We start from the raw sequence: 20091 nt of genomic DNA, 5'->3' as shown, positions 1-20091 counted from the left end.
GTTAAAATTGAACGGAAACAGTTACACCCAGGTTCTTTATAGAAGGCAGGTTGAAGAAATCCAACCCGTCAGTTTGTGGCTGATCATATAGTAGCTGACTGGGATCGCCACCCTTGTACGGCGTCCAGAGAAGGATATTGCCCGCAAAAGCAGAGAGTGTGATCGATTGAGGATACCTTCTGCATTTGACCTTGTAGCCGACTGTGATATTGTTAAGCCGTATATAATCGCCCCGCTGAATATAAGCCTCCGTCACGCCAGCCTGGCCATACCTCACCCACCGGTTATTTTGAATCGGCTGGGCAGGATCGTAGAATTTAACAGGGATATCGTTTACATGACTGTTGGACAATACACCAGGGAAAATATAATCAGTGACCGTGCGCAAAGCGCCAGCATTAGCCGAACGGCCATAATAATCCAGCACAGCCTGCGTGCCATTCCATACATCACCCCCCTTCTTCCACTCCAGGTCCACCGTTGCAAAGAATCTTTTCCAGCTAAGGTTATTATTCAACTTGATTACAAAGTCAGGAATGGGATTACCCACCACCACCGGATCAGGGTTCACGAGCGGGAAACCATCATTGCCGATCACAATATTGTTATTGGCATCACGCAGGTAACTGCTGCCAACAATGGCGCCCAGCACCTGACCTTTAACAACTGTTTTATGCACATTGCTGAAACCCGCAATTGGCGTATAGTCATAACCATCGCGCACTTGCGTCACCGTATTGTTGTAAGTAAAGAAGGAAAGTTCATGATAGATTGAAAATGTCTTGCCCTTCAACAAACCCGGTCCAACCCTCAACGACAACTCAACACCCTGGTTTCGATGATCGGCCATATTCATCAATTGCATCTGTCCGTTGCTAAATACCGGGAAAATATCGTCGCGGTTATGCCGGAGAAAAAATTCTCCTTGCAATGATAGGAGCCCTTTATAATCCAATTCCATTTTGGCAGTCCATTCATCATGGCCGATGGGTTTTAAGCCATCAAACCCTGCAGCCTCCGTTACTGGTAGATAGCCCAAAGCTTGCTGCGTAGAATATTGCAACAAGTTCAGGGCAGCAAGCGATTTATCGATGGGCAGCTCACTCACCATCCTGTTATAAGAACCCGTTACTTTCAGCCGCAGGGATCGCGCATCGAACAGGTCGTATATTTGAACAAAGGCAGTAGCACCGGGAAGGAAAAAATGATCGCGGGTGCTGGTATTGGAAGCATAGATCTTATTCAGCACATTCAGGCCATAACTAACATCTCCATCATCATTCCGCAACTGGTAATACATGGATACATCATGCGAAGAACGCTGGTAGTTATATTGATCACCAGGCGTATAGCCAATATGCGTTTTATTATTGCCGTAGAAATAGATCAGGCCGGCAGTACCATCAAAAGGATAAATGGGGAGTATCATGCTGGCCTCTGCATTCAACAGGTAATTGGCATCATTCTTTCTACGGGCAATTGCCACACCATCCTGAAATCCGGCAGTACCAACTTTGTATGACTCATTACTGTTTTGCCGGAACGACTCTATAGAATGCAGCATCTTAAACTTCAGATCACCCAATTTCTTCTCCACGCCCAGGCTGCCTGTTTGATGCAGCTGTCCAAAAGAATTGCCATTATCATTCAGCAGGAACCAGGGATTGTCATTGTACAAATTATAACTACGTTGCCCCGCTCCTAAGAGATAACCTTGTCCATTATCGAAGCTCACCGGGGTAAGCAATGATTGCTGGTAAGTCCTGTTCAAAAATCCATACCGGTTATTGTTGGAAAATTTGTCCCGTATAGTAGTATAAGAGCCTGTGAATATTAGCTTTTTTACATAAGCCTCCAGCGAGGTAGAAAAGTTCTGCGTTGTATTCCTGTTGTTGCTGATCACCAGGTTCTCCGTACTCTGGCCCAGGCGAACAACGGCTGTCAACACCCTTGACCCATTTACCAGGTACCTCCCTTTCACATTCAGGCTTTGCTCAAAGAAAGAACCGGTGCGCAAAATGCTATTATCATACACCTTCGCTTTATTGCCACTGCCGGAGCCCGCAGGCACCAGCCTCCCGTTCACATCATATACGTAGTTGCTGTTATCAAACTCAAGATCGCGCACAGCAGGTCCATAACTAAACGCTTCATTTGTCTCAGGTCCACGCCATTGTAAGGCGCCTCCTGCTGAACGACCCTGCACATAATCCGACTGCAGTGCAGGCGTACGGTTGGCCTGCTTGATAGTAGCAATACTGCTAAATCCACCGCTGATCATCAGCCTCCTGGTATAAGCAGGCTTTATATGTATGCCATCTTTCCTGACTATGACCTTACGAACATTTTCCTGCCCGTTATAATGATAACTCCTGCGAAATAAAGCCCTGTTGATGTTATTGGTAGAATCAGTAATGATAGATTTACTCCAGGGAAGGCTGTCCTTGCTGATGAGGTCCAGGTAATCTTTCGACAGCACAGGCTTCACGTCCTGCGCTATAGCGAATACCGGCAATAATAATGATACGAGTAGCAATCGTCTCATGCACTTCGATTTGGTGGAAAAGGGATATTCTATAGTATGGATGCCGTGGCAAAACACATTACATACGAGCCCTGAAAATAAATTTCAGAACCCCGGTTTGAATTTCGTAAGTATTGCTTTGGATAGCGTAATAGCAAGGGCCCTGGTGCATCGTAGCTTTGCTCTATCAAAACAAAACAGATCATGAAACAGAAAAAAGTATGGTTTATTACAGGCGCTTCCAAGGGACTCGGCCTGGCACTCGTTCAACAATTACTGGCCAAAGGCTATACCGTAGCCGCCACTTCCAGGGATAAGTCAGCATTAAAAATAGCAGTGGGCGACAATAATAATTTTCTGCCCCTCGGTGTTGACCTCAACAGCGAAGCAAGCGTTCAAAAAGGAATCGATGAAACCGTTAACCAGTTCGGTCAGATAGATGTTGTGGTAAACAACGCAGGTTATGGCCTTGTTGGTGGTTTGGAAGAACTCTCAGATGCAGAAGCAAGAAAGAATTTCGACGTTAACGTATTTGGTACGTTGAACGTGATCCGCAAAGTGTTGCCTTATTTACGCGCACAGCAGTCGGGCCATATCTTCAACATCTCTTCCATTGGTGGATTCATCGGCACCTTCCCCGGCTTTGGCATTTATTGCGCTACCAAATTCGCTGTAGAAGGATTGACAGAATCTTTATCAACAGAGATCAAGTCTTTTGGCCTCAAAGCGACCATCGTTTCTCCCGGTTATTTCAGAACACAATTCCTTTCATCCGAGTCGTTGGGTCTTCCCGAAAATCCAATCGAAGCGTATAAGGAAGTAAGAGAATCACAAGCGCTTCACCAAAGTACCATCAATGGCAATCAGCTGGGTGATCCCGACAAAGCAGCGTTGGCAATGATTCAGGTAGCAGAATCTCAAAATCCTCCCTTGCATTTGTTCCTCGGCAGTGATGCATACAACATGGCGTACAACAAGATCAACTCTGTTCGCCAGGAACTGGAAGAATGGAAATCTGTGACCGTGTCAACAGCTTTTGAACATGAGGCAGTTGAGGCATGAGCCCCGCAAGACAATTCTATGTGTGCAGGTTGGAAGAGATAGATAATGCAGTCCTTCACCAGCATCGTACGGGATACCACGCCATCAGCCTGATCGCAGGTAATACACCGGGAGCAGTGAGCACATTGCGCTTTTGCAATCCGCAGGGGCCATTAGCAGGCGAACCATTGCCCAAAAAACAAGCCGGGTTCGCCTGCTATTTTAACCCGGCTTTTCTTTCTGCCGGTATGCACGAGATGTTGCAATCACTGCCGATGTTCAAGAAAGGGACCAGCCCGGTGTATTTTTTAAATCCAGCCCAGGGAAGTCATATCCGCCGGTTATTCGAAAAGATGCTGGAAGAAGTAAACAACAATTACATCTATAAGTATGAACTGTTGGGCAATTACCTCGCTACCATCATTCACCAGGTGCTGAAAATACAACCGTCGATCAGAGAATAATAAAACAGGATAATATGAAAGGCAGGCATTGTTTTTTTAGAAATACTTAATGACCCGATCAACGGAAGCCAGTCACATTTGTTTAGATTTGAATGATGGCATCTGCGAAATACATTTTCATACTGCTAACAGCCTGGCTATTTTGCTCGGGCTGTTTTCGCCGTTGGGTGATGACGGACAAGCAGGTTAAAAAATACTACGCCAACAAGCCCGTTAAGCCTACCTTCTTTACCATACAAAATGATTCGGCCTCGTTGTTTTGCGCTACTACAGGCTCCGACACCCTGCCTCCCCTGTTGATGATCCATGGAGCGCCCGGCGCCTGGTATGGCAGCCGCATCCTGCTCGACGATCCGGTTCTGCAAAAGAAATTTCACCTCATCGCTGTCGACCGGCCCGGTTACCATAAGTCGCGCTTCAGGAATAAGCGAAAGTCTGTTACTTCCATTACTACCCAGGCTACTATCATTCACGAAGCGCTCCGCCTCAACCGGTCACATCAGCAGGGCGTGGTCATGGGCAGTTCTTACGGAGCACCCATTGCCGCTAAAGTAGCGTTGCTATACCCTGGCGAGTTCAACCACCTGGTGATGCTGGCTGCCGCCATAGATCCTGACATAGAAAAATTCTGGTGGTTTCACCCCTGGGTCCAAAGCGGCTTTCCTTACATCTTCTTCCCCCGCTTCCTCAAAAGCGCTACCGACGAGAAGTTCTCCCACGCCAATGAACTGAGACTGCTGGCGCCCGAATGGCAAAAGCTTTCCATCCCGGTTACGGTAGTCCAGGGCGGCGCAGACGATATTATCGAGCCGGCCAACATCGATTATGCTAAAAAGGTATTGCAAGGCAAGCCGGCCAACTTCATCTTTCTGCCCAATGCCGGCCACCTCATCCGCATGCAACGGCCTGACGTTGTGCGTGCTATCTTACTCAATCCCCTGCCCGGCACGCCAACTACCATCGGAACCAGTAAATAATCCTCCGGGACTTCCGGCAAAGGACTGCCAATGATGTGCAAACGTGGCCTCAGGCATGTGTCAACCATGTGTCAAATGGGCCCTTTCCCCAATGAAGCACACATGCCTGACACATGGTTCACACATGGATGGAGCGATACCGGGTTGACTATCTGACTATTATCTCAAACCTGAATTTGACTGCGTGCTCAACAAGCGCCCAGGCTCAATACCAGGCGGCTCTCCCGACGCGCACACGAACGCTTGTTCCCTGGTTTTTACGTATTTAGCGAAAATTTTACAGTAAAAATCCCCCCACATTGTAAAAAATGTTTTTCTTTGCGGTGTCAAAAGCATTTGAATCAACAGCATATTCACATTTGAAATGCAAAAAAATCTCACCATAATACTCGCTGATGTAGTAGCGCAAAGCGTTATTACTATAGTGCGTGGGGTTTTTGCTGTACAACTCCGTACAGTTTTTGTTAGTCGTCCTGTTCCCGTCAGGGTACGACGTTGATACTCATTTACCATAGTATCCCCTATTTTTTTCGGAACTATGCCCCAACCGGGGGTTCGTGTCTCTCGCAGTGTCGTCCGCTGCATTTGTTCACATTCTTATAGTCTTGTCAAAAACAATGGAAACGCAACATCAATTCCAGATACTTGTAGCCAATGAAAGTCATCTCGACTTCGCACAGATTATTGTCGACGAGATGGAGTCATCTGCCAAAGCACGTGGCACCGGCATCGCCAAACGCTCGCCGGATTATATCAAACAGAAAATGCGCGAAGGGAAAGCGGTAATCGCCTTTAACCAGGATGGCATATGGGCAGGCTTTTGCTATATCGAAACCTGGAGCCATGGCGAATACGTAGCCAACTCCGGCCTCATCGTGTCGCCTGTTTTCAGAAAAGGTGGTGTAGCCAAGATGATCAAGAAGAAGATCTTCGAACTGAGCCGCAAGCTATACCCCGAAGCCAAGATATTCGGGCTTACCACTGGTCTGGCAGTTATGAAGATCAACAGTGAGTTGGGCTATGAGCCGGTTACCTATTCCGAGCTTACACAGGACGAAGCCTTCTGGGCCGGCTGTAAAAGCTGTGTGAATTACGAGATCCTGATGAGCAAGGAAAGGAAGAACTGTATGTGTACCGCCATGCTCTATGATCCCAAAGATCACTACGAGCCAGAAGAAACCAAACAATTCTTCGAAGAGAAGAAAGGCATGCTGGAACGCTTACTGCGCATCAAGCAATGGAAACTCCTGCAACCTTTCCTGAAGAAAGATCACAAGGACGACCACAACCCTAAAATGGTAACCGTAAGCAGGAAGCGTTCATTACTGCACTACTTTTTCAACTTATAATCATCAATCATAACTCCCATACATCAGCAATGAAAAAAATAGTTTTAGGATTCAGCGGCGGACTTGATACTTCGTTTTGTGTAAAGTACCTGGGTGAAGACAAAGGTTATGAAGTACATAGCATCATCGTTAACACCGGTGGCTTCAGTGAAGAAGAATTAAAGCAGATCGAAGCCCATGCTTACAAACTGGGTGTTAAAACACATACGACTGTTAATGCCGTTCAATCCTATTACGACCGTATCATCAAGTACCTGATCTATGGGAATGTATTGAAGAACAACACATATCCTTTGAGCGTAAGTGCTGAAAGGTTGAGCCAGGCAGTACATATTGCCGAGCACGTGCAAAAGCTGAAAGCGGATGCTGTAGCACACGGTAGCACCGGCGCCGGTAACGACCAGGTACGTTTCGATATGATTTTCCACATCATGATCCCCGGCGTGGAGATCATCACTCCTATCCGCGACCTGAAGCTGAGCCGCGAAGCAGAGATCGAATACCTGAAAGGAAAGGGCGTGGACATGAACTTCGCCAAAGCGATGTACTCTATCAATAAAGGATTGTGGGGAACGAGTGTAGGAGGCAAAGAGACCCTTTCATCCAAAGGCATGTTGCCCGAAGAAGCATGGCCAACACAGGTTACCAAAACCGGTAGCGAAGAAGTAAAACTGAGCTTCGTAAAAGGAGAACTGAAAGCCGTTAACGGCAAATCATTCGGCCATCCTACAGAAGCTATTCAATACCTGCAAACCATTGCAGGCCCATACGGTGTAGGCCGCGACATCCACGTAGGCGACACCATCATCGGTATCAAGGGACGCGTAGGCTTTGAAGCCGCTGCACCGATGGTGATCCTGAAAGCACACCATGCCCTCGAAAAACACGTGCTCACCAAATGGCAGCTGAACTGGAAAGATCAGCTGGCACAGTTCTATGGCAACTGGTTGCACGAAGGACAGATCATGGACCCTGTAATGCGTGATATTGAAGCCTACCTGGAAAACGCACAACAAAATGTAACAGGCGAAGTATATGTACAACTGTTGCCTTACCGCTTCCAGGTTATCGGTATCGAATCACCTTATGATCTGATGAGCAGCAAGTTTGGCAAATATGGAGAGATGAATACCGGCTTTACCGGCGAAGATGTTCGCGGGTTCAGCAAGATATTCGGCAACCAGACTTCGATCTGGACGTCAGTGAAGGAAGAGAATAAGAAATAGAAGAAAAGTAAGATTATGAGCAAGCAAGTAAAAGTAGGTATCGTTGGAGGAGCAGGTTATACCGGTGGTGAACTGATCCGTTTGTTGGTTAATCACCCGTATGTAGCTGTTTCTTTTATTCATAGCCGCAGCAATGCCGGCAAGCCCGTTTATTCCGTACATGAAGACCTCGTAGGCGAAACTGACTGGCAATTCACCGGCGAACTGAGCCAGGATGTAGATGTAATATTCCTGTGTGTAGGCCACGGCGAAGCCAAAAAGTTCCTCGCAGAAAATCCATTCGATGCGAAGATCAAGGTGATCGATCTGTCACAGGATTTTAGACTGGGCCGGCAATCGGCAATCGACAATCGGCAGTTTGTATACGGACTTCCTGAATTGAATCGGGACAAGATCAGAACTGCATCCAATGTAGCCAACCCAGGCTGTTTTGCCACTGCTATTCAGCTTGGCTTATTGCCACTGGCCAAAGCAGGATTGCTGGATCATGTGTATACCACAGGCATCACGGGTTCCACCGGTGCTGGACAAAGCCTTTCATCGACTTCTCACTTCAGCTGGAGAGCCAATAACATCCAGGCTTATAAAACGCTGAACCATCAGCACCTGAATGAGATTGGCGAGTCGCTTCTGCAACTGCAACCCAAAGGCCAGATCGATGTGAGCTTCGTTCCCTGGAGAGGCGATTTTACCCGTGGTATCTTCATCAGCTCACAACTGGATTGCGACCTTACCGAACAAGAGTTGAATGACCTGTACAGGGATTTTTACAGCGGTCATCCATTTACCATCGTGAGCAGCCAACCTATCTTCTTAAAGCAGGCGGTGAACACCAACAAGTGTATCATCCAGCTGGAGAAAGTAGGTAGCAAGCTGGTGGTGCATTCCATCATCGACAACCTGCTGAAAGGTGCGTCAGGACAGGCCGTGCAGAACATGAACCTGCTCTTTGGTCTCGATGAATGCGCCGGGCTCAAACTCAAGGCTAATTATTTCTAAATACAAGCTCAAAACGTAGTAGACCATGAAGTTATTTGACGTTTATCCTATCAACGACATCACCATCGTAAAAGCCCAGGGCTCCAACGTATGGGATGCAAATGGCGAACAATACCTTGACCTGTATGGCGGTCATGCGGTAATATCTATTGGCCATACCCATCCTCACTACGTTCAGCGACTTACCGAGCAACTCAATAAAGTAGGTTTCTATTCCAACTCTATACGAATCCCTTTACAGGAAGAACTGGCCACTAAGCTGGGCAAGGTTTCCGGTAAGGAAGATTATCAACTCTTCCTGTGCAACTCCGGCGCCGAAGCCAATGAGAATGCACTGAAGCTGGCCTCCTTCTACAATGGCCGCAAGAAGATCATTGCTTTTAAGAAAGCATTCCACGGAAGAACTTCGCTCGCTGTAGCTGCTACCGACAATCCGTCGATCGTTGCTCCGGTGAACCAAACGAATAACGTGATCTTCCTGCCCTTCAATGATGAAGATTCACTGGAAGCGTGCTTCAAAGCACAAGGCAATGAAATATCTTCTGTGATCATCGAAGGCATACAGGGCGTAGGCGGCATCAACGTAGCCTCCGTTTCCTTCCTGCAAAAGATCAGGCAGCTGTGTGATCAGTATAATGCTGTGTTTATTGCCGACAGTGTACAGTGTGGTTATGGCAGAAGTGGTAAATTCTTCTCCCAGGATTACGCTGGTGTAAATGCCGATATCTACTCCATGGCCAAAGGCATGGGTAATGGTTTCCCTGTTGCAGGCATCATCATCGCTCCGAAAATACAAGCCAAACATTTCATGCTGGGTACCACCTTCGGTGGCAACCACCTGGCTTGCGCCGCAGCACTGGCCGTACTGGAAGTAATAGAAAAAGAGAACCTGATCGCTAACGCCGCTGAAGTAGGCAACTACCTGATGGAGCAGTTGAAAGCCATCCCCGAGTTGAAGAACGTAAGAGGATATGGCCTGATGATCGGGTTCGATGTACCGGAAGAACTGAAGGACCTGAAGAAGAACCTGCTGTGGAAGCACAAGATCTTCACTGGTGAGGCAAAACCCAATGTGATCCGTTTGCTGCCATCATTGGCATTGACGAAGAAAGATGCCGATCAGTTCCTCGAAGCCGTGAAAGAAGAAGTAGCAGTATTGGCGCCCGCACACTAAACATACAGCCGTTAACACTTTAAAAATCGCAGACTCGGGATGAGAAACTTTATTTCTGTTCATGATGTTGCCAACATCAAAGACCTCGTAGCAAAGGCATTAAGTTACAAAGCAGATCCGTTAAAAGACAAATCGCTTGGCGCTCATAAACGCATTGGTTTGCTGTTCCTCAATCCCAGTATGCGTACCCGCCTTAGTACCCAGATCGCTGCACAAAACCTGGGTATGGAAGCCATAGTGTTCAACGTAGGCCAGGAAGGTTGGGCATTGGAGTTTGAAGAAGAAGCCATCATGAGCGGCAGCACGGTAGAGCACGTGAAAGACGCTGCGCCTATCATGGGCAAGTACTTCGACGTTCTCGCCATCCGCACCTTCCCTTCCCTCAAGAACCGTGAAGACGATTACAGCGAGTTGTTCATTAAGCAATTCATCAAATACGCTGGCATACCGGTCGTAAGCCTGGAAAGCGCTACCCTGCATCCCTTGCAGAGCCTTACAGACGTTATCACCATCAATGAAATACTGACCAGTCAGCAGGCGCCTGCGAAGCGCCCTAAGATCGTGCTCACCTGGGCTCCCCACGTAAAGCCATTACCACAATGCGTGGCCAACAGCTTTTCACAGTGGATCAATGCCTGGGGGCAAGCCGACTTCGTGATCACCCATCCCGAAGATTATGAGCTGGATACCCAGTTCACCAACGGCGCTACCATCACGCACAACCAGGACGAGGCACTGAAAGGTGCCGACTTCGTATACGTGAAGAACTGGAGCACTTTCAACCATGAATACGGCCGCATCTATACCAACGATCCGGCCTGGATGCTCACCAATCAGAAGCTGGCGCTTACCAACAATGCCAAAGTGATGCACTGTTTGCCAGTAAGAAGGAACGTGGAGCTGAGCGATGAGATCCTCGATGGCCCCAACAGCATCGTTACACAGGAAGCCTCCAACCGCGTGTGGGCAGCACAAGCCGTACTTAGTGAAATCCTCAAAGCAAACTATTAAACAACGCTTTTGGAAAAGTTATTCGTTGTCAAGATTGGTGGTAACATTATAGATGATGAAGCAAAGCTGGCTGCATTCCTTACTTCCTTTGCAGCCCTGCCTGGAAAGAAGATACTGATCCATGGTGGTGGCAAACTGGCTACTCGCCTGGCAGAAGAGATGAAAGTTCCCCAGCAAATGGTTGATGGCCGCCGCATTACCGATGCGGAGACGCTGAAGATCGTGACGATGGTATATGCCGGCTACATCAATAAAAACGTGGTGGCCCAATTGCAGGCCCGTGGCGCCAACGCCATTGGTCTCAGTGGCGCCGACGGCAACGTGATCCAGGCGCATAAAAGAGTGCACCCTACCCTCGACTATGGCTTTGTAGGCGATGTAGACAGCGTGAATGCCCCACTGCTCAAAGCCCTGTTCGATCAGAACCTGGCTATTGTACTGGCGCCGATCACCCACGATAAGCAGGGATTGCTGTTGAACACCAATGCCGACACCATTGCCCAGGAAACCGCCAAAGGATTGAGCGGCCACTTCGATGTGCAGCTGATCTACTCCTTTGAGAAAAGCGGTGTGCTGCTCGACGCCAACGACGATAGCACGGTGATCGGTTCTATCAACCCATCCTACTATCAGCAACTGAAAGCTGAACAAAAGATATTTGCAGGCATGATCCCCAAGCTGGACAATGCCTTTGCTGCCCTCAACAGTGGCGTGAAGAAAGTGATCATCGGAAAAGCAGAGCAGCTACAACAATTAATAACCGGCTCATCCGGTACAACCATTATCAATGAGTAGTGACCGAATAACCATATTACAGGAGAACGCGATCGCTTTACTCAAACAACTGATCGCTACTCCTTCATTCAGTAAAGAAGAAGACCAAACGGCTGCTATACTGGAACAATTCCTGCAGCAACATACTATCAAGTCCAACAGGTACCTCAACAATGTATGGGCTGTTAATCAGCACTTCGATCCGGCCAAACGCACCATCATACTCAATTCACACCACGATACAGTAAAACCCAACAAAGGCTACACACTCGATCCATTTACTCCCATCGAAAAGGATGGTAAATTATTCGGCCTCGGCAGTAATGATGCAGGCGGACCACTGGTGTCATTGATCAGCACCTTCCTGTATTACAACGACCGTACCGATCTGAAATATAACCTGCTGCTGGCTCTCTCTGCAGAAGAAGAGATATCCGGCAAGAACGGCATCGAAGCATTGCTGCCAGCCTTACAGGAAACACAAAGCCATATTGTGATCGACAGTGGCATCGTAGGTGAGCCCACTCAAATGCAGATGGCAGTGGCCGAACGTGGCCTGATGGTACTGGATTGCCTTTCGCATGGCAAGGCTGGCCATGCAGCCCGCAATGAAGGCGAGAATGCCATCTACAAAGCCCTCGCCGATATAGAATGGTTCCGTAACTACCAGTTCCCCAAAGTATCCGATCTGCTGGGGCCGGTGAAAATGACGGTTACTGTTATCGAAACCGACAACAAAGCACACAACGTAGTGCCCGCCCAGTGTAAGTTTGTAGTAGACGTGCGGGTGAATGAACTATATACATTCGAAGAAGTATTGGAAGTGATCCGCGCCAACGTACAGTGCGAAGTGCAGCCCCGTAGCACACGCCTTCGCTCTACCTCTATTGCGCTCGACCACCCGCTTACCAAAGCAGGTATCGCGCTCAACAGGTCATATTACGGCTCACCCACCACATCTGATAAAGCCCTCATGCCTTTCCAGACACTCAAGATGGGTCCCGGTGATTCCGCCCGCAGCCACACGGCAGATGAGTTTATTTATGTAGACGAGATCAAGGAAGGCATTAAATTGTACATCCAACTTTTAAACCAGGTATTATGAAGCTCTGGCAAAAAGAAAACACTGCTATTTCAGCACAGATTGAAAAGTTCACTGTAGGAAGAGATAAAGAATTCGACATCCTGCTGGCGAAGTATGACGTGGAAGGTTCTATTGCCCATGTAACCATGCTGGGAGAAGTAGGCCTGATGAGCAAAGAAGATGCAGCCAAAGCCGTAAAAGGCTTGCAAACGATACAACAGGAAATTGCAGACGGCAAGTTCGTTATCGAAGACGGCGTTGAAGATGTGCATTCGCAAGTAGAGCTGCTGCTGACCCAGCGCATTGGAGAAGCCGGCAAAATGATACACAGCGGCCGCAGCCGTAATGACCAGGTGGCGGTAGATATAAAACTGTACCTGCGTGCAGAAGTGCTGGCAGTGAAAGAGGAAGTAAAGCAACTCTTCGACCTGCTCATCGCACAAAGCGAAAAATTCAAACAACACTTATTACCGGGATATACCCATCTCCAGATTGCCATGCCCTCATCGTTTGGCCTGTGGTTAGGCGCCTACGCTGAAGGTTTGGTGGATGACCTGGAACTGTTGGCGGCCGCCTACGCAGTGGCCAATAAAAACCCATTAGGCAGCGGCGCCGGCTATGGTTCTTCCTTCCCCCTGAACCGTACCCGCACCACCGAGCTGCTACATTTTGGCGCTCTGAACGCTAATTCCGTGTACGCCCAAATGAGCCGCGGCAAAACAGAACGTGTAGTAGCTACCGGCATCAGCGCCGTGGCCGCCACCCTCAGCCGCCTGGCAATGGATTGCTGCCTGTATATAAACCAGAATTTCGGTTTTATCTCCTTCCCTTCGGAGCTGACTACCGGCAGCAGCATTATGCCCCATAAAAAGAACCCTGACGTGTTTGAGCTCATCCGCGCCAAGTGCAACCGCATACAAGGCACGCCCAACGAGCTCACCCTGCTGGTCAATAATCTGCCTTCCGGCTACCACCGCGACCTCCAGCTCACCAAGGAGATCCTGTTCCCGGCTATTGAAACACTGAAAGATTGCCTGCAGATGACGGGCCTCATGTTGTCGAATATGACGGTAACAGAGAACATCCTCGATGATGCGAAATACAAATATCTCTTTAGCGTGGAAGCGGTAAATGAGCTGGTCAATAAAGGCATTCCCTTCCGCGATGCTTACAAGCAGGTAGGCAACGACATTGAAAAAGGCACATTCTCATTCGATTATAAGAAACAACTGCATCACACCCATGAAGGAAGCATCGGCAACCTGTACAACGATTACATTGTGCAGGCCATGGACAAGGTGATCGGCAAGTTCTGAGCAGAACTTAATCAGCTAAACAAAAAAATCCCTCTCTGGCAATAGTCCGGAGAGGGATTTGTATTTTAAACCAGTGCTGAGATACTTAGATATCCAGCTTGGCGTATTTGGCGTGGCTTTCGATGAACTCGCGGCGGGGCGCTACTTCATCTCCCATCAGCATGCTGAAGATACGATCGGCCTCGGCAGCACTCTCGATCGTCACTTGCTTCAGGGTACGTGAGTCAGGATTCATGGTGGTATCCCACAGCTGGGTAGCGTTCATTTCACCCAAACCTTTGTATCGCTGAATGTTTACGCTGTCTTCTTTACCGGCGCCGAATTTAGTAACCCATCCTTTACGCTGCTCTTCATTCCAGGCGTAAGCCTGATCCTTTCCCTTCTTCACGAGGTACAGCGGCGGCTGAGCAATGTATACATAGCCTTGCTCTACCAGGGGAGCCATATAGCGGTAAATAAATGTCAGGATCAGCGTGGCGATGTGGCTACCGTCCACGTCGGCATCGGTCATGATGATGAGCTTGTGGTAGCGAAGCTTGGCCAGGTTCAGCGCCTTGGGGTCTTCAGGCGTACCTACGGTAACACCCAGGGCGGTATACATATTGCGGATTTCCTCGTTCTCGTAGATCTTGTGCTCCATTGCCTTCTCAACGTTCAGGATCTTACCACGCAGCGGCAGGATGGCCTGGAACGAGCGGTCGCGGCCCTGCTTGGCAGTACCACCCGCTGAGTCACCTTCGACAAGGAACAGCTCGCAACGCTCAGGATCACGGTCAGAACAGTCGGCCAGTTTACCGGGCAGACCGCCACCGCTCAGTACGCTCTTACGCTGTACCAGCTCACGGGCCTTGCGCGCCGCAGCACGGGCCTGTGCCGCCAGGATCACCTTCGATATGATATTCTTTGCTTCCTTGGGATTCTCTTCCAGGTATTTCTCCAGCACTTTGGATACCGTGCTGTCCACAACACCCATTACATCACTGTTGCCCAGCTTGGTCTTCGTCTGACCTTCAAACTGAGGCTCAGGCACCTTCACAGAGATGATGGCGCTAAGACCTTCGCGGAAGTCATCGCCTTCGATCTCTACCTTAGCCTTCTCGAAGAGGTTCTCCCGGTCGCCATATGATTTGAACATACGCGTCAGCGCACGACGGAAACCGGAAACGTGCGTACCACCTTCGATGGTATTGATGTTGTTTACGTAGGAGTAAATATGCTCGTTGTAGCTGTCGTTGTAAGTAAGGGCTACTTCTACTGCTACATTGCTCTTTTCATCGCGGCCTTCCACGTAGATGATCTGTGGGATGAGGTTGTTCCTGCCGGCGTTCTTGTCCAGCATGGCAACGAATTCGGTGATACCACCTTCGCTATAGAAGGTTTTGGAGTAAGTAGCACCTTCCACACCATCTACTGTTTCCTCCTTTTCACGGAGATCATTCAAGGTGATGCTGATACCCCTGTTCAGGTAAGCCAGCTCACGCAAACGGCCTTCGAGAATATCTTTCTTATAAACACCCACTGTGAAAATGCTGGTATCGGGCCAGAAGTGAACAGTAGTACCTGTTTTATCGGAAACGCCGATTTCCCGTACATCGTATTGCGGAACACCGATACGGTATTCCTGCTCGAATATCTTTCCTTCACGTTGCACGGTTACATGCAGGAGTGTGCTCAATGCGTTTACGCAACTCACACCCACACCGTGCAGACCGCCGGAAACTTTGTAGGTATCTTTATCGAACTTACCACCGGCGTGCAACACCGTCATTACAATTTCCAGCGCACTTTTCTTTTCCTTGCTATTGATACCCGTAGGGATACCACGGCCATCATCTATTACAGAAATAGAGTTGTCTTCATGAATCGTTACAACAATATTTTTACAGTATCCGGCAAGCGCCTCATCAATCGAGTTGTCCACGACCTCATATACCAGGTGGTGCAGGCCCTTTTCGCCAATATCGCCGATATACATGGCAGGACGCTTACGTACCGCTTCCAAACCCTCCAACACCTGTATACTATCTGCTCCATATCCATTGGTGGCGGGGGTAAGAATTTCATTGGTTTCTGTAGCCATAAATGCTTGTGAAAATGCTTGTGTAAGTTAAGAATGTTGATTCCGGCAAATGTACGAAAATTAAGGCTTTTAGCCGCTTTTGGAGGGCCATTTTATGCACCTTTTTTCACCGTTTAATGCCTTGTTTTTGAACCCTTGAAACACCCGTTTTTGGCCACCTTTCCGACCCGTTTTTTACCCCTCTTTCAACCTTCGTAGTTTTACTGCACGATATTTGTTATGAAATAACCGCGACCCATTCAATAACTATGGATTCAAAAAACCTCTCCCAGATCACCTTTGATTTTTCCGAAGGACAACCGCAGGAAAATGCCTCTGTAGGCGTAAGGGTAAAGTCCCTCAAGTCTGCAGAAACACCCGTAGAAAAGCAGGCGCCAGCGCCAATACCTGAGCCGGAGGTGGCTGTTGCCACACCTGCCAAACCGGTAGTTAAAAAATCTACCCGTGGCCGGAAATCCCTCAAGGCATTGGACGCAGAAGCAGACCTGGTCAACATTCCAGCCGACGAGAAACTCTTCCAGCGTCAGTACTACTCCATTGGTGAAGTAGCCGAAATGTTCGGCGTCAATCAATCCTTATTGCGCTTTTGGGAAAACGAGTTCGACATTATCCAGCCGCGTAAGAACAGGAAAGGTGACCGTCATTTCAGGCCAGTAGACATCAAGAACCTGGAGCTCATCTACGACCTGTTGCGCCGCCGCAAGCTCACCATCGAAGGCGCCAAAGACTTCCTGAAGAAGAACAAACAAGGCCGCGAAAGCTTTGAAATGATCCAGTCGCTACAAAAAGTAAAAGAATTTTTACTGGAGATAAAAGCGTCGTTGTAAACTACTCCTTTGTTATGATCACACCTGGCTCCTTAGAAGCCAGCTTGATCTTCATTTCCCGCATCAGCGCTATGATAGCGAGGTTCGTATCCTGCCGTAAAGCATTGAAATCGGCAATAGGTATAGTAGCCGTGAAGAACTCCACATTTATGAGATAAGTATCCTTAACAATATCAGATAGAAACACAGTATAATTTTCCACCACAGGATTGCGCCCCTGCAAAAGATGCTGAATACGCATGATAAACTGATCTATTGTATCATGCGGCGTGTCATTACTCAACTCCAGTTGAATAAAAGCCCGGCGCTGCGTACGCAGTGAAAGGTTATCCATGATGCTATCTACCATCTGTTTGTTGGGCATGGTCACATACGTCTTCTGGTCGGTACGGATGCGCGTGCTGCGCAAACCGATCTTCTCCACCGTACCAGTGATGGATTGCACCTTCACCAGGTCGCCCACCATAAAAGGTTTATCGAAAAATATAATGAACGAAGCGATCAGGTTTTCCAGGCTTTCCCGGGTAGCCAGCGCGATGGCCGCGCCACCGATACTCAGGGCCGTGATCAGGTTGGTAATGGGATAATGAAAAGCCAGCTTCAACACCATCAGCACACCGATGATCACCAGCAACGCCTTGAAGAAATCCTTAAAAAACACCACGAGCTGATTGTCCGTCTGGTCAGGTGTCAGGTCTGCTTTGTGCTGCAGGATCATCGCCACAAAATCAATAATACGCAGCAATAACCAGATGAAAGTTAGAATAAGCACAATGATGGCAACGCCATCGATCATACCGTGCAGCCTAATTTTATACAAGCCAATATCAAACAGCTTCGGGAAAGTAAGCTTGTCCAGCGAAACAATACACACGAGCAGCAGGAGGAAAGTTTCGAGCGGAGAAACGACCAGGTTCACAAAAGACTTCTTGTCGACACCACTGGCAAACCGGTGAATGATGCGGTATATCAAACCGGCAATGTAGCGTGAAAGGTAACGTTTAAAGAGAACGGCTAACAGTATAGAACCACCTACCAGCAAATAGCTTCGGATCGTATTATCGAGAAAAACGCCATCCAGAAATCTGTCCATGCTGCAAATTTAAACAAAACAGCAGTTAACGATAAGTATATATCTCCAGTTGCTTATCGCGCAGCAGGTATAAGTTCGCAGGCATGATCTTGATCTTCCGGGCGCTTTGCATACTGGCGGGAATGGGGTATTGCTGCCAGTTCAACGTGCCGATCTCATAGCGGTGCAACAAGCTGGCATCCCGGCCAAAGATGGTGTTATTAATAACGGAGAAGTCCGTCCAGCCAGTCAGTTGAATACGATTTTTAAATGCACCATAATAATCAAACAGGTAAACACCTTTCGCAGGATCGTAGAGATAAACGAGTTTATTCTGATCTACAATAAAAGAAGGCGAAGGCGTGGAATCGAAAATAAGCCTGAAATCACTGCTCTGGTCAATGATCCGGCCATCTTCCCCCACCCGTTTCAGCTTACTTTCCAGCTCATCAAAAGCCCAGAGATTATTGTCGTACGCCTGAGCGATAGACTTCACCTGAAACAATTGCTGGCGGCGCAAATCAAGCGTGGACCTTGTATTCAGGAAGCGGTCGAGGATGACCACCGTACCAAAATCTTTAAAATACAACAACACCTTCAGTGGGTTGGTGACATCGATAAAATGCACCTTACCATATTGCCGAACGTTGTTGAACACAGCAATAGAATCACCTGCAGGACCCATCTTCTTCAGCTGCCCTGTCTGGTTCAGCACATAAATATTACCAAGATTGTCAACCGTGAAGTCGGTGAATTCGCCGGGTATCGTACGTTGCAGCACAAAAAAAGAATCCTGCACACTGCCGCCGTGGTTCGTGTCCACACGAACCACACCAGTTTGCGCAGCACACGCCATGCACACCATTACAAAAAAACATAGTATCGTAGACCGTATAAACATTAGCTGGCCGATTGACCGCGAATAATCTTATGTTCTAAATCGGGATACCTCGATTGAAGCGTCAACCCCTCACCATCAAACACCGCATACGTATAATAACGGATCCAGTCACCCAAATTGATATACCGGCTATCCTTATTGAGCGTAAAATCGATGGGCAGGTGCCGGTGACCGAAAATAAGATATTTATAAGCCTTCTTTTGCAGCACTTCCTTACAGTAAATGATCAGCCATTCATTCTCCTCACCAAAGAACTTCTCATCTGTTTGGCCAGTCATCGCCCTGCTGCGACGGCTCAGATAATTGGCCAGGCCCATCCCTATATAAGGAGGCAGAGCGCCAAATAACCAGCGGCACACGGGGTTCCTGAACACCTTTTTAATGAACTTGTAACCATGATCGCCAGGCCCCAGGCCATCCCCATGACCCACCAGGAAATGCTGCCCGTTAAATTCAAACTCTTTAGGTTCAAAATATACCGGGATATTCAGCTCCTTTTGAAAGTAGTCCGTCATCCACATATCATGATTGCCCACAAAAAAATGCACGGGGATGCCAGCATCAGTGATCTCAGCCAGCTTACCCAGCAGGCGCACATAACCCTTGGGCACCACCATCCGGTACTCATACCAGAAATCAAACATATCCCCCACGATAAAGATCACCGCAGCATCCTGCTTTATCTCATCGAGGAAAGCCACGATCTGTTTTTCCCGTATTAAACTCGCAGCCGCATCCGGCGCACCAAGATGAAAATCGGAGAGAAAATATACCTTTTTACCAGCGGGAATATTCATTATATAAACCTCAAAGATTTGCTAAAAGAAACCAGACTGACCATTACTTTCCTTACGATCACGATACTCCAGCACACTGCCGGAAGCGATGAATGGCTTATTAGCCACATCCTGGTTGTACCAATAGATCCAGGCAAGCGTATCCTTTTCATTGATCACCACGTTCACCGGCTCCCTTCTGTACAAAGGCGCTCCGCCATCTTCAGGGAAAACACCTTCATAATCGTCCAGCTGGTGGAAAGCCCAGTCAAACTCCTCTTTATTATTCAACTGGTACAGTTCGCCGGTTATCCATGCATCCTCATTCACAGGAATGGCGGCCGGGTACTCACCCATGTCAAACAATTTGCCCTGTACTTTGGCAGGACCGATCAACGTAAAATAGCGACTTATGTAGCCGTAAGCAGGATGATGGAACCCGCTGAGCAGGGAACCATATACAAAGAGTTGATATATTTCAGAAGACATTATACTT

Annotated in this window: 18 protein-coding genes; 12 read left to right on the top strand and 6 right to left on the bottom strand. The window is 48.1% G+C overall.

Annotation, left to right across the window (positions count from 1 at the left end; all coding sequences use genetic code 11):
- Position 1 precedes the first annotated feature (1 nt).
- On the bottom strand, positions 2-2545 hold the full coding sequence (locus AC5JBY_RS00545; RefSeq protein WP_495902581.1) for a hypothetical protein: 2544 nt from the start codon (positions 2543-2545) through the stop codon (positions 2-4).
- 183 nt (positions 2546-2728) lie between these two features.
- Between AC5JBY_RS00545 and AC5JBY_RS00540 the strand changes: the two genes are divergently transcribed.
- The 11 genes from AC5JBY_RS00540 to argH all read left to right on the top strand — a co-directional run bounded on the left by AC5JBY_RS00540 (position 2729) and on the right by argH (position 13939).
- Complete coding sequence (locus AC5JBY_RS00540) at positions 2729-3586, top strand: oxidoreductase (protein ID WP_495902580.1); 858 nt, start codon at positions 2729-2731, stop codon at positions 3584-3586.
- On the top strand, positions 3583-4029 hold the full coding sequence (locus AC5JBY_RS00535; protein ID WP_495902579.1) for a hypothetical protein: 447 nt from the start codon (positions 3583-3585) through the stop codon (positions 4027-4029). Before AC5JBY_RS00540 ends, AC5JBY_RS00535 begins: the two co-directional genes overlap by 4 nt.
- 170 nt (positions 4030-4199) lie before the next feature.
- Positions 4200-5006, top strand: coding sequence for an alpha/beta fold hydrolase (locus AC5JBY_RS00530; protein ID WP_495902578.1), 807 nt, complete (start codon positions 4200-4202; stop codon positions 5004-5006).
- Positions 5007-5623: 617 nt separating this feature from the next.
- Entirely contained in the window at positions 5624-6355 is a 732-nt protein-coding gene (locus AC5JBY_RS00525) for a GNAT family N-acetyltransferase (RefSeq protein ID WP_495902577.1), read from the top strand.
- Positions 6356-6384: 29 nt separating this feature from the next.
- Positions 6385-7581, top strand: coding sequence for an argininosuccinate synthase (locus AC5JBY_RS00520; RefSeq protein ID WP_495902576.1), 1197 nt, complete (start codon positions 6385-6387; stop codon positions 7579-7581).
- A gap of 15 nt (positions 7582-7596) precedes the next feature.
- Positions 7597-8580, top strand: a complete 984-nt coding sequence (gene argC / locus AC5JBY_RS00515; RefSeq protein WP_495902575.1) for an N-acetyl-gamma-glutamyl-phosphate reductase — start codon at positions 7597-7599, stop codon at positions 8578-8580.
- Positions 8581-8605: 25 nt separating this feature from the next.
- Positions 8606-9754 carry an aspartate aminotransferase family protein gene (locus AC5JBY_RS00510; RefSeq protein ID WP_495902574.1) on the top strand — a complete coding sequence of 383 codons (1149 nt, stop codon included), beginning with the start codon at positions 8606-8608 and terminating at the stop codon, positions 9752-9754.
- Between the two features lie 39 nt (positions 9755-9793).
- Positions 9794-10765: a Rossmann-fold NAD(P)-binding domain-containing protein gene (locus AC5JBY_RS00505; protein WP_495902573.1), complete on the top strand. Its 972-nt coding sequence runs from the start codon at positions 9794-9796 to the stop codon at positions 10763-10765.
- A gap of 9 nt (positions 10766-10774) precedes the next feature.
- On the top strand, positions 10775-11560 hold the full coding sequence (gene argB, locus AC5JBY_RS00500) for an acetylglutamate kinase (RefSeq protein WP_495902572.1): 786 nt from the start codon (positions 10775-10777) through the stop codon (positions 11558-11560).
- Positions 11553-12644 carry a M20 family metallo-hydrolase gene (locus AC5JBY_RS00495; RefSeq protein ID WP_495902571.1) on the top strand — a complete coding sequence of 364 codons (1092 nt, stop codon included), beginning with the start codon at positions 11553-11555 and terminating at the stop codon, positions 12642-12644. Before argB ends, AC5JBY_RS00495 begins: the two co-directional genes overlap by 8 nt.
- Positions 12641-13939 (top strand): argininosuccinate lyase, encoded by a 1299-nt coding sequence (gene argH / locus AC5JBY_RS00490; protein ID WP_495902570.1) that lies wholly within the window; start codon positions 12641-12643, stop codon positions 13937-13939. The genes AC5JBY_RS00495 and argH overlap by 4 nt, the downstream gene beginning before the upstream one ends.
- Before the next feature lie 85 nt (positions 13940-14024).
- On the opposite strand, the gene gyrB is transcribed toward argH, so the two are convergent.
- Entirely contained in the window at positions 14025-16019 is a 1995-nt protein-coding gene (gene gyrB / locus AC5JBY_RS00485) for a DNA topoisomerase (ATP-hydrolyzing) subunit B (RefSeq protein WP_495902569.1), read from the bottom strand.
- A gap of 248 nt (positions 16020-16267) precedes the next feature.
- Here gyrB and AC5JBY_RS00480 point away from each other — a divergent pair, with 248 nt between their 5' ends.
- Positions 16268-16846 (top strand): MerR family transcriptional regulator, encoded by a 579-nt coding sequence (locus tag AC5JBY_RS00480; protein ID WP_495902568.1) that lies wholly within the window; start codon positions 16268-16270, stop codon positions 16844-16846.
- A gap of 1 nt (position 16847) precedes the next feature.
- Here AC5JBY_RS00480 and AC5JBY_RS00475 read toward each other — a convergent pair whose 3' ends face one another.
- From AC5JBY_RS00475 to AC5JBY_RS00460, 4 genes are all read right to left on the bottom strand, one after another.
- A complete protein-coding gene (locus AC5JBY_RS00475) occupies positions 16848-17939 on the bottom strand; it encodes a mechanosensitive ion channel family protein (protein ID WP_495902567.1) in 1092 nt (363 codons plus the stop codon).
- A 25-nt stretch (positions 17940-17964) separates the two neighbouring features.
- Positions 17965-18741, bottom strand: a complete 777-nt coding sequence (locus AC5JBY_RS00470) for a hypothetical protein (RefSeq protein WP_495902566.1) — start codon at positions 18739-18741, stop codon at positions 17965-17967.
- Positions 18742-18818: 77 nt separating this feature from the next.
- Positions 18819-19616 carry a UDP-2,3-diacylglucosamine diphosphatase gene (locus AC5JBY_RS00465; protein ID WP_495902565.1) on the bottom strand — a complete coding sequence of 266 codons (798 nt, stop codon included), beginning with the start codon at positions 19614-19616 and terminating at the stop codon, positions 18819-18821.
- A gap of 21 nt (positions 19617-19637) precedes the next feature.
- Complete coding sequence (locus AC5JBY_RS00460) at positions 19638-20084, bottom strand: gamma-glutamylcyclotransferase family protein (protein ID WP_495902564.1); 447 nt, start codon at positions 20082-20084, stop codon at positions 19638-19640.
- Positions 20085-20091: the final 7 nt, after the last annotated feature.

It is taken from the genome of Paraflavitalea sp. (assembly GCF_059502485.1).
Note: the sequence above shows the minus strand (reverse complement) of the source record. Positions and strands in the feature narration are given on the sequence as shown.

Coding starts and splice junctions, on each gene's coding strand:
- AC5JBY_RS00545 (WP_495902581.1), bottom strand. CDS start 2,545: ATGAGACGATTGCTACTCGTATCATTATTATTGCCGGTATTCGCTATA.
- AC5JBY_RS00540 (WP_495902580.1), top strand. CDS start 2,729: ATGAAACAGAAAAAAGTATGGTTTATTACAGGCGCTTCCAAGGGACTC.
- AC5JBY_RS00535 (WP_495902579.1), top strand. CDS start 3,583: ATGAGCCCCGCAAGACAATTCTATGTGTGCAGGTTGGAAGAGATAGAT.
- AC5JBY_RS00530 (WP_495902578.1), top strand. CDS start 4,200: ATGACGGACAAGCAGGTTAAAAAATACTACGCCAACAAGCCCGTTAAG.
- AC5JBY_RS00525 (WP_495902577.1), top strand. CDS start 5,624: ATGGAAACGCAACATCAATTCCAGATACTTGTAGCCAATGAAAGTCAT.
- AC5JBY_RS00520 (WP_495902576.1), top strand. CDS start 6,385: ATGAAAAAAATAGTTTTAGGATTCAGCGGCGGACTTGATACTTCGTTT.
- argC (WP_495902575.1), top strand. CDS start 7,597: ATGAGCAAGCAAGTAAAAGTAGGTATCGTTGGAGGAGCAGGTTATACC.
- AC5JBY_RS00510 (WP_495902574.1), top strand. CDS start 8,606: ATGAAGTTATTTGACGTTTATCCTATCAACGACATCACCATCGTAAAA.
- AC5JBY_RS00505 (WP_495902573.1), top strand. CDS start 9,794: ATGAGAAACTTTATTTCTGTTCATGATGTTGCCAACATCAAAGACCTC.
- AC5JBY_RS00495 (WP_495902571.1), top strand. CDS start 11,553: ATGAGTAGTGACCGAATAACCATATTACAGGAGAACGCGATCGCTTTA.
- argH (WP_495902570.1), top strand. CDS start 12,641: ATGAAGCTCTGGCAAAAAGAAAACACTGCTATTTCAGCACAGATTGAA.
- gyrB (WP_495902569.1), bottom strand. CDS start 16,019: ATGGCTACAGAAACCAATGAAATTCTTACCCCCGCCACCAATGGATAT.
- AC5JBY_RS00480 (WP_495902568.1), top strand. CDS start 16,268: ATGGATTCAAAAAACCTCTCCCAGATCACCTTTGATTTTTCCGAAGGA.
- AC5JBY_RS00475 (WP_495902567.1), bottom strand. CDS start 17,939: ATGGACAGATTTCTGGATGGCGTTTTTCTCGATAATACGATCCGAAGC.
- AC5JBY_RS00465 (WP_495902565.1), bottom strand. CDS start 19,616: ATGAATATTCCCGCTGGTAAAAAGGTATATTTTCTCTCCGATTTTCAT.
- AC5JBY_RS00460 (WP_495902564.1), bottom strand. CDS start 20,084: ATGTCTTCTGAAATATATCAACTCTTTGTATATGGTTCCCTGCTCAGC.